The following is a 7,216-nucleotide window of genomic DNA, read 5'->3' as shown; positions in this document are numbered from 1 at the left end:
CGGCGTGGCGGCGTGGCGGCGTGGCGGGGAACTGACCGACTATTTGCTCCCCAATCGAGAGCGCGTCGGGGTGCGTCGAGGCCATCGAGAGCGCTATTAGAAATCGGACTATGCATCTCTATATATATAGTGATAGTTTCACTTCATGGTTCCTCTCAGTCGTGTCACTCCGGCCACCGTCGATGTGCTGAATGCCTTTCTTAGTGGCGAAGCGCCCATCTGGGGGCTGTTCGTCGTGAAAAGGACGGGGCGTCCGGCAGGCAGTGTGTACCCCATTTTGGAGCGGTTGGAAGGATCAGGATGGGTGACATCAAATTGGGAGGACGATTCCGAACGGACTGGTCCACGTCGACGCCTTTACGAGTTGACTTCAGAGGGAGCTGCGGCCGCGAGGGAAGTGGTCGCCGCGGCTGAATTGCGCGATCACGCACGGGCGGCCCGAGTCGTTGCCGTCCCGAGTGAGATCGCGGCTGGGACTCTCGCATGAAGAGCGACGTGGTCCTTCGCATCATTGCGCTTATGCTGCCCGGCCCCGTACGAGCCCGCTATCTCGAGGAATGGCGCACAGACTCACTGGCCGCGGCGGATGCCGGTCTCCGGCGACGCGACATCGCTCGCGGCGCTGCAGTGCTCACTTTGACGATTGACCGCGATCTGCCCGCACACACACAGGAGCCTCGCGGCGCGGTGCCGCGCCGTCTCACACGCCGAGGACTTGGACTTTTCGCGGCCGCGGCGGTTGTTCTCACGGGAGCGTGGCTCACCAACGGTGGAATCGTGCCGGACGGACGCGATATCTCTGCGCAGGCGCTCGACACACTCAGCGCAGTTGCGTGGATCAGCCTTCGTCTGGCGATACTGGCCGTCTTGGTCGGCGTGCTGTACTTTAGCTGTGCTGCGGTCATGGCCCAATCAACCCTGGCCAGAATTGCTACAGCGGCTGCCGTGACAGGCCCCGTTACAATCGCCCTTGCCGTCACCTTCGACCCCCACTGGACCGTGATGCTGGCCGGAATCCTCTTGTTAGCATTCGGGTTCCTGGTGGGGCTCGTGGTGGTGACCGGGCAATCCCCGATCTCACTAGAACGACGTGTAGCCAGCCGTTCACAGAGGATCCCCGTCGCTGTGCTCGGTGTTGCTGCAGTTGGCGTGGTGATCGTGATTGGTGCGGTCGATCTTCTGGTGTGGAACCCGCAGGCGAAAGTGCCGGCGCTGAGTTTCGACGCTATCTCTGCGCGGATGATTGAGGTCGATCAGTTCAGTCCATCGACGGCAATAGTCGGCGTGACGTTGTGGGCGGCATTCTGGGCTGGTTTAGCGGTGACTGTCTTTATTCTCGCGGCACGACGGAGCCAGATGTGGATGATACCAAGACGAGTGTCGATGCTCTTGCTGAGCATCATCGGGGGCGCGGTCTTCTTCCGCTTCTCCGCGGGTTTCAGTATTGGGATGTCGATAGCTGACACCTTCGGAACGAATGGCGTTAGTTCGTCGATCGTTTCGGCAGTCCTGCCGTACGTCGGTCAATTGGCACTAGCTACTGCAGCCGTCCTCTCAGGATGGGCACCCAAGATTCGCAACGCCGATACCCCTGCAGCCGGCGACGTTGCGGTTGCGTAGCCCGGCGCGGACCGTCTCCGCAACCGATGTCAGTTCCCACGATTTGGTTCCAGTTCGTTGGTACCACCCAACGCCCATCGGCCCGACAGCGGCTGGGCCAACCGTGCTCTGGCTGCATGGAGGCGGTTTTTTCCGAGGCGGTCTCGATCAGCCTGAAGCACATGCCGTTGCACAGTCGCTCGCCCGGCACGGGATGACGGTCGCGACAGTGGACTACCGACTTGCTCCGCCTCCGGGTTTGAGCTGGATGAAGACACGTACGGGCCTGCCCAAGGGGCGCTTTCCGTTGCCCCTCAACGATGTGCTCGCCGCGTACCGCAAGGTGGGTGCGCGGTCACCCTAGGGAGTGATTCTGGGTGGAGCGAGCGCTGGCGCCTGCCTCGCCGCTGCCGCAACCCTGCGCGCCATCGACGACGGCCTACCCCCGGTCGGTGCCGTGCTTGCATACGGGTTCTTCCATGCCAGGCATCAGCGAACAGATGACGTCCAGCAGCGGGCTCGCGGTCACCGCCGGATCACACATTCCGTCTGGGGCCTGAATACGATGAATCGCAACTACGCCGGTTCAGAGGCCGCACTCGCCAATAGACTCGCGTTCCCCGGCGGTCACGACCTTCACCGGTTTCCGAGAACCCTCTCAATCAACGCAGAGAAGGACAACATGCGCGCGTCCGGCGACACATTCGCATTAGAACTTTCCACCTACGGAGTGGACGTACAGCACCACGTCCTGCAGGGCACTCGTCATGCATTCTTGAACAGACCCGATCACGATGCATTCGCGACGGCCGTCTCATTGATCGCGAAGTGGAGTCTCGGCGGGTAGCTTCATTCCGATTCGGTTCAGACGGGCGGTGTCTCGTGCCCTCAGTGTGGCGAAACACATCGGTGATAAAACAGATTGCACTTCGGGGACCGTGAGGAATATGACTGGTGTCCGACGCGCAACTACGTCGAAGTGTTTATCGTCTATCGGGGCTGTCTTCTGTCAATGATGGGGCAGCCCAAGTTTCGAGAGACGGGTTTCGGGACCATGGAATTTGATTCTCCTATTGTTGTCAAGCGCTGACTTTCGGTTGTTCACTGAGCCATGTGCGGTAGCGCTCAGAAAGGACGCGATCTTGGGTGGCGCCGCGTTCAATCCGCGAGATGGCTTTGGGCCAGGCGCTCAGTTCGAGTGCTACTGCGGTCTGGGTGAGGTGCAATGCGAGGCGCCGTGGACGCAGGTCGTTGGTTAGCAGGCCGGGCCGTGGGTTCTGCAGGACGCGGTATATTTCGCGGGCGACGTAGCGCCTGAGGCAGCGCCTGATCTCCTTTTTGCTTTTGCCCTCGCTGGTGCGTTTGACGACGTAATCCTGGGTGCGTTGGTCCTTCGCCATGCGCACTAGAACGATGCGGTGAATCGCGGAGTTCGCGGCGCGGTCGCCACCGCGGGAGAGCCGGTGCCGACATCTTTGATCAGGGTCAGGGCTGGGGCGTGCTCGGCGATAATGCGGGCGAGCTCGGCGTCGCAGTCATCGATCTCGGTGGTGAGGTAGGCATGGCGGGCGGCCATGCGTTTGAGCGTGATGGCGTTCGCGACGAGGGGGTCTGTGATGTCTCCGGTCGGGTGCGAGGTGGCCATCTTTTGGCACGGGATTCGCTGGTTTTGCCCCGATATTTGGCGTGGATACTCTCCGGGGCCGATGTCAGTACGGCGCTGATCTGCGTTAGTACCGCGGTGCGTGCCTTCATCGCGCTGGTGCGCGCGGTGCGCAGCACCCGGAGGGCTTCGACGTTACCGTCGCGGGCTTTTGGTGTAGAGGTGCCGCGGTGGGCGAGGACAGATTCGGCGGCCTGATAGGAATGCGTTTGATACAGGCCGCGGAACGGTGGACGGATCAAATTAAGGACAGCTTCAAGAAGTGTCAGTCAAGGTTGGAGTCACACCATTCCACGGCCTACTTCCATCATCACCGTCAAAGTGAATGTGACCAATGGGATTTTATGCGGCTAGTTCGAGGCGGTCATTCTCGGAGGGTTTATTGATCCATGCCGTTGGGGGAATGGACAGGATCACCGGTGCCTGGGTCGTGCTGAATCGCTGGGGAATCATGCGCGTGCCGCGTCTAGCGTCGCGCCCCATTCGACGGTCTTCGCCTCGGCGAGGCCGTAGTGGACGTCTGCTGGGGTGTTCGGGCCGATCCCAATCGCGACCACATTCCCAAATGAATTTGTGGTGCCACGCGCGGTGCGAGACTAAGACGACCACCGCGTTGATTTTTCATTACTGCGCATACTTCACAGAGAAAGCGACACCCCACCATGAACATCACCACAAAAGTGAGCGTTGCCACCATGGTGGTCCTTGCGACTATCCTGATCGCCGGCTGCTCCACAACCCCGTCCGTAAACGACACGGCGACTCCGTCCACTGACGGAGTCCACCCCACGTCCAACGCCGCGGCAGATGCGTCTGAAGCTAAGAATGGTGAAGAAGCCTTCGTTAATGCAATTGCTGAGGGCTATGTGGCCGTGAAGATCGTTGACTTCATCGACACTCACACGGCCCTCATCACGCCGAACCCTGCCGTACCGGGAAATGCCAAATTCTCAGGAGAAGCGACTGTCAAATTGTGGACATCACGCAGCATCGTCGTACCGAGTGTTGGTGAGTGCGGTTACGACGAGGCCCTCGCAGCAACGAAACAGTACTTCGCCGATACCAATGACGTCGCGTCGTCCCCCGAGGGACTTCAGTCGGTCGGTTATTGGTCGAACATGCTCCATGCGGGCCTTGCTTACATCGCAGATTCAGAGGACGGAGAGTTTAACCGTCAAGAGCTCATCAAGTCCAATCAAACTGGACTCTGGGGCACCTGCCCCGGTTTCGGCGTCTAACTGTAGCCTGTGGGCGCAGCCGGTCCACGCTGGCTCAACCCAGCACAAGTAACCCGAAGACGGAGAGGATGACTATGACTGACAAGATCACTTCCGGTCGCCCGAACGCGGCTGCTTCAGCAGCGTCCCAGACTGCTACCGCATCAGCAGATGTTGCGCTGGTTCTCGTTCAACACGCGGTACATCGTTGAAATGGAGTACAAGTACGTGCCGGCAGCCGGCAGCTGCGCGTAGATCTGGATCGGTGGCAGGTCCACGAACGACTCCGAATTGACGATGTCGAAAATTTGCCGGCGGTCGACACTACCGATCTTGTTCGCCGGGATCGACGCCGGCCCGGCCACCGGAATGCGTGGTTTTCGGGTCGCGGTCGCTCGAGGGATCCCGACCAGGTCGGCCGCGACGCGTGTCGAGATCCCTCGGCTGGCTAGTTCGCGGTAGGCGATCATTACGGCAACGCATGCGGTGTTTCGTCCCGCGAGCTGTTCGAAAGACTTACGAGTAGCTCGTGCATTTTTGACATGATCTCCAACGTCCCCCCCCCCGTCGTTTCGAGGCGCTGCTCGGTCTTGCTCAGCTGGCGGCGCAGCTGGGCGATTTCAGCTTGCTCCGGCGTTAACCGGCCAATCTTCTCCCCGGGTTTTTTCCCCGCAAGATTACCGGCGTCACGAAGCTTTCGCCACTCCGTGACCTGCGAGGTATAGAGCCGTTCGGTGCGCAGATACGCTCCGCCCGCGTTGTTCTTGTTCGCCGCGTCATACGCAGCCAAATGGGCAAGCTTCTGCACTGGGCTGAACGACCTTCTCGACGTCGGACCACCAGCTCGGGGTCCGGGACTACTCATAGGACTATCCACCACGTCGTCGTCTCACGCCTCGCGACCGACTCCCGTACGAGAGACTATGCGGCCCGACGAACGGCTCAAGGCGAGACCAAAAAGGAAATCATGCGCTGCCTCAAACGATACGTCGCCCGAGGGCTCTACCGTCAATTCACCAACCCACAAGCGGCGCCCTCGATCACCGACGCACGCACCGCGCGCGAAGACCTCCACATCACCCTCCGCGAAGCGGCCGGATACTTCAACACCTGGCCGGACACCCTCTCCCGACGAACGAGGACTCAGCCGAGACGACAGCCTCGCGAGCCAATTCCGGGACTGGCTCCACGAGCAAAAAGAAGCCCAAAAAATCAATTGACGACTATAAGAGCATCACGTGGAAACATCGCCAGGTGTGAAATTGCGGATGAGATGCAATCGACTGATGGCCCAGATAACTGCAGCAAAGACGACAGTTGCGATAGCAATGGCCAGAGCGTAGATCATGACGACGCCGTAGCCCTGTGTGGGATCGAGGAATGGGTAGGGCACCCATCCGTCGGTTGCCCCGCGAATGGTGACGACGATGATCCACACGATGGGGTAGACCAGCGCAACCCATATTTTATTGAGCGGAAGGGCACTGCGGTCGCTGAAAATCACCCAATCCAGTGCGGCATAGAGGGGCAGGATTACGTGCAAGACGGAGTTGGCCCACGCGAGGGACACGCCACCTTCAAGTCCAGCCAGCAAAACGTTATACACGACGCCGGTGATGACTATGTAGGTTGTTGCACAACCTCGCGCCAACATCAACGACCGGGATTGGGGTCGTCCGGAGAAGGACACGACCGCGGCGACCAGCAGCACAACGACCAGAATAATGTTGCTTTGCATGGTGAAAAACCCGAAGAAGTTGAACGGGTTGATCGTCGCGCGCGTGGCCGTGTCGAAAAATGTCGACAGAATCGCCACCGTGCCCAGTGCCGCGACAGATAGTCGGACCGTAGCTACAAGATATTTCACGATTTGCCTTCGATCAGTGGTGTCAGTAGCGGAAAATCCGTAATTCGCCTAAATCTTAGGGGTCCAATCTTTTTTTAAGTGGAAGATTCCCACGCCACGGAATCTGACACCGTTGGTGCCGAGAACACGGCCCGCTCTGTGTGTGCCGGATTCGAACCAGCCGGGGCGCCCTGCACGGTGGGCGAGAATGATTGGCCGCCGATCCCGTTCACAAACGCGATGCTCCCGGCAGAAATTTCCGTGCGAGACTGATCGTGACTGATGGTGGGTGTGCCGTCCCCGTCCTGACGCCCGTAGTCTCCGAAGAACGCGTGAACTCCGCCTTCCATCATGAGATAGCGGGCGGTGGCCGGGAGTGCCGGCTTCGCTGCAGCAATTTTGGCTGGGGTCGACAAGCCATCGTTCGACCCCGAGATCTACAACACGGCGACGTTCATCTGAGCTATGTTCATCGCTGGGTAGGATGCAAAGAGCAACAGCCCGACGACCGGGTCGCGAGCGGTCTCGGCAAAAGTTTCAGCGTCTGTCGCCGCCACAAGTCCGCCGAGGGAGTGACCGCCAACAACCCAGCGAGTGACCGGATGATGCGCGGTGCGGGTGAGGACCACGACCCCACTGCGGCAGCCAAACTCATGACGAGAGACGCCGCGAGCAGAACGATGTACGCCGGATGCCCGTGAATCAGCAGCGCTCCAGTTGCGAAGGCGGCGCCGGCGGTGACGATGACTCCGCAAATCGCCATAATACGCTTGACCCAGAGGTGCCAAGGTCAAACGTCGTGATCTATCACATGCAGATGATACCGACGACTTGGGATGGGATCAGAAAACGTGCTACAAATCCTGAGCAGTCGCGATGATGTGGGATCGT

At 59.8% G+C, this 7,216-nt stretch carries 8 protein-coding genes and 2 pseudogenes; 4 read left to right on the top strand and 6 right to left on the bottom strand.

Translation table 11 applies throughout. From position 1 onward, the window contains the following. Positions 1-145: 145 nt before the first annotated feature. From CXY72_RS03525 to CXY72_RS03510, 3 genes and pseudogenes are all read left to right on the top strand, one after another. Positions 146-487, top strand: coding sequence for a PadR family transcriptional regulator (locus tag CXY72_RS03525; protein WP_104126326.1), 342 nt, complete (start codon positions 146-148; stop codon positions 485-487). Continuing rightward, a complete protein-coding gene (locus tag CXY72_RS03520) occupies positions 484-1,620 on the top strand; it encodes a hypothetical protein (RefSeq protein ID WP_104126325.1) in 1,137 nt (378 codons plus the stop codon). The genes CXY72_RS03525 and CXY72_RS03520 overlap by 4 nt, the downstream gene beginning before the upstream one ends. A gap of 103 nt (positions 1,621-1,723) precedes the next feature. Continuing rightward, positions 1,724-2,446, top strand: a pseudogene (locus tag CXY72_RS03510) (alpha/beta hydrolase). Between the two features lie 232 nt (positions 2,447-2,678). On the opposite strand, the gene CXY72_RS19155 reads toward CXY72_RS03510, so the two are convergent. Further along, on the bottom strand, positions 2,679-2,999 hold the full coding sequence (locus CXY72_RS19155; RefSeq protein ID WP_146071040.1) for a hypothetical protein: 321 nt from the start codon (positions 2,997-2,999) through the stop codon (positions 2,679-2,681). A gap of 5 nt (positions 3,000-3,004) precedes the next feature. Next, positions 3,005-3,244: a hypothetical protein gene (locus CXY72_RS03500; RefSeq protein ID WP_104126322.1), complete on the bottom strand. Its 240-nt coding sequence runs from the start codon at positions 3,242-3,244 to the stop codon at positions 3,005-3,007. 680 nt (positions 3,245-3,924) lie between these two features. On the opposite strand from CXY72_RS03500, the gene CXY72_RS03495 reads away from it, so the two are divergent. After that, entirely contained in the window at positions 3,925-4,500 is a 576-nt protein-coding gene (locus CXY72_RS03495; RefSeq protein WP_104126321.1) for a hypothetical protein, read from the top strand. Between the two features lie 143 nt (positions 4,501-4,643). Here the strand turns inward: CXY72_RS03495 and CXY72_RS03490 are convergent, their stop codons facing one another. From CXY72_RS03490 to CXY72_RS03475, 4 genes and pseudogenes are all read right to left on the bottom strand, one after another. Then, positions 4,644-4,949 carry a hypothetical protein gene (locus CXY72_RS03490; RefSeq protein WP_104126320.1) on the bottom strand — a complete coding sequence of 102 codons (306 nt, stop codon included), beginning with the start codon at positions 4,947-4,949 and terminating at the stop codon, positions 4,644-4,646. Further along, positions 4,949-5,287, bottom strand: a complete 339-nt coding sequence (locus CXY72_RS03485; protein ID WP_104126319.1) for a hypothetical protein — start codon at positions 5,285-5,287, stop codon at positions 4,949-4,951. Before CXY72_RS03485 ends, CXY72_RS03490 begins: the two co-directional genes overlap by 1 nt. Positions 5,288-5,713: 426 nt before the next feature. Next, complete coding sequence (locus CXY72_RS03480) at positions 5,714-6,346, bottom strand: Pr6Pr family membrane protein (protein WP_199183945.1); 633 nt, start codon at positions 6,344-6,346, stop codon at positions 5,714-5,716. A gap of 74 nt (positions 6,347-6,420) precedes the next feature. After that, a pseudogene (locus CXY72_RS03475) lies at positions 6,421-6,954 on the bottom strand (alpha/beta hydrolase). Between the last annotated feature and the right edge of the window lie 262 nt (positions 6,955-7,216).

The organism is Cryobacterium sp. Y57, assembly GCF_002929505.1.
Lineage (GTDB): Bacteria > Actinomycetota > Actinomycetes > Actinomycetales > Microbacteriaceae > Cryobacterium.
This window is presented reverse-complemented; position numbering and strand designations above follow the sequence as displayed.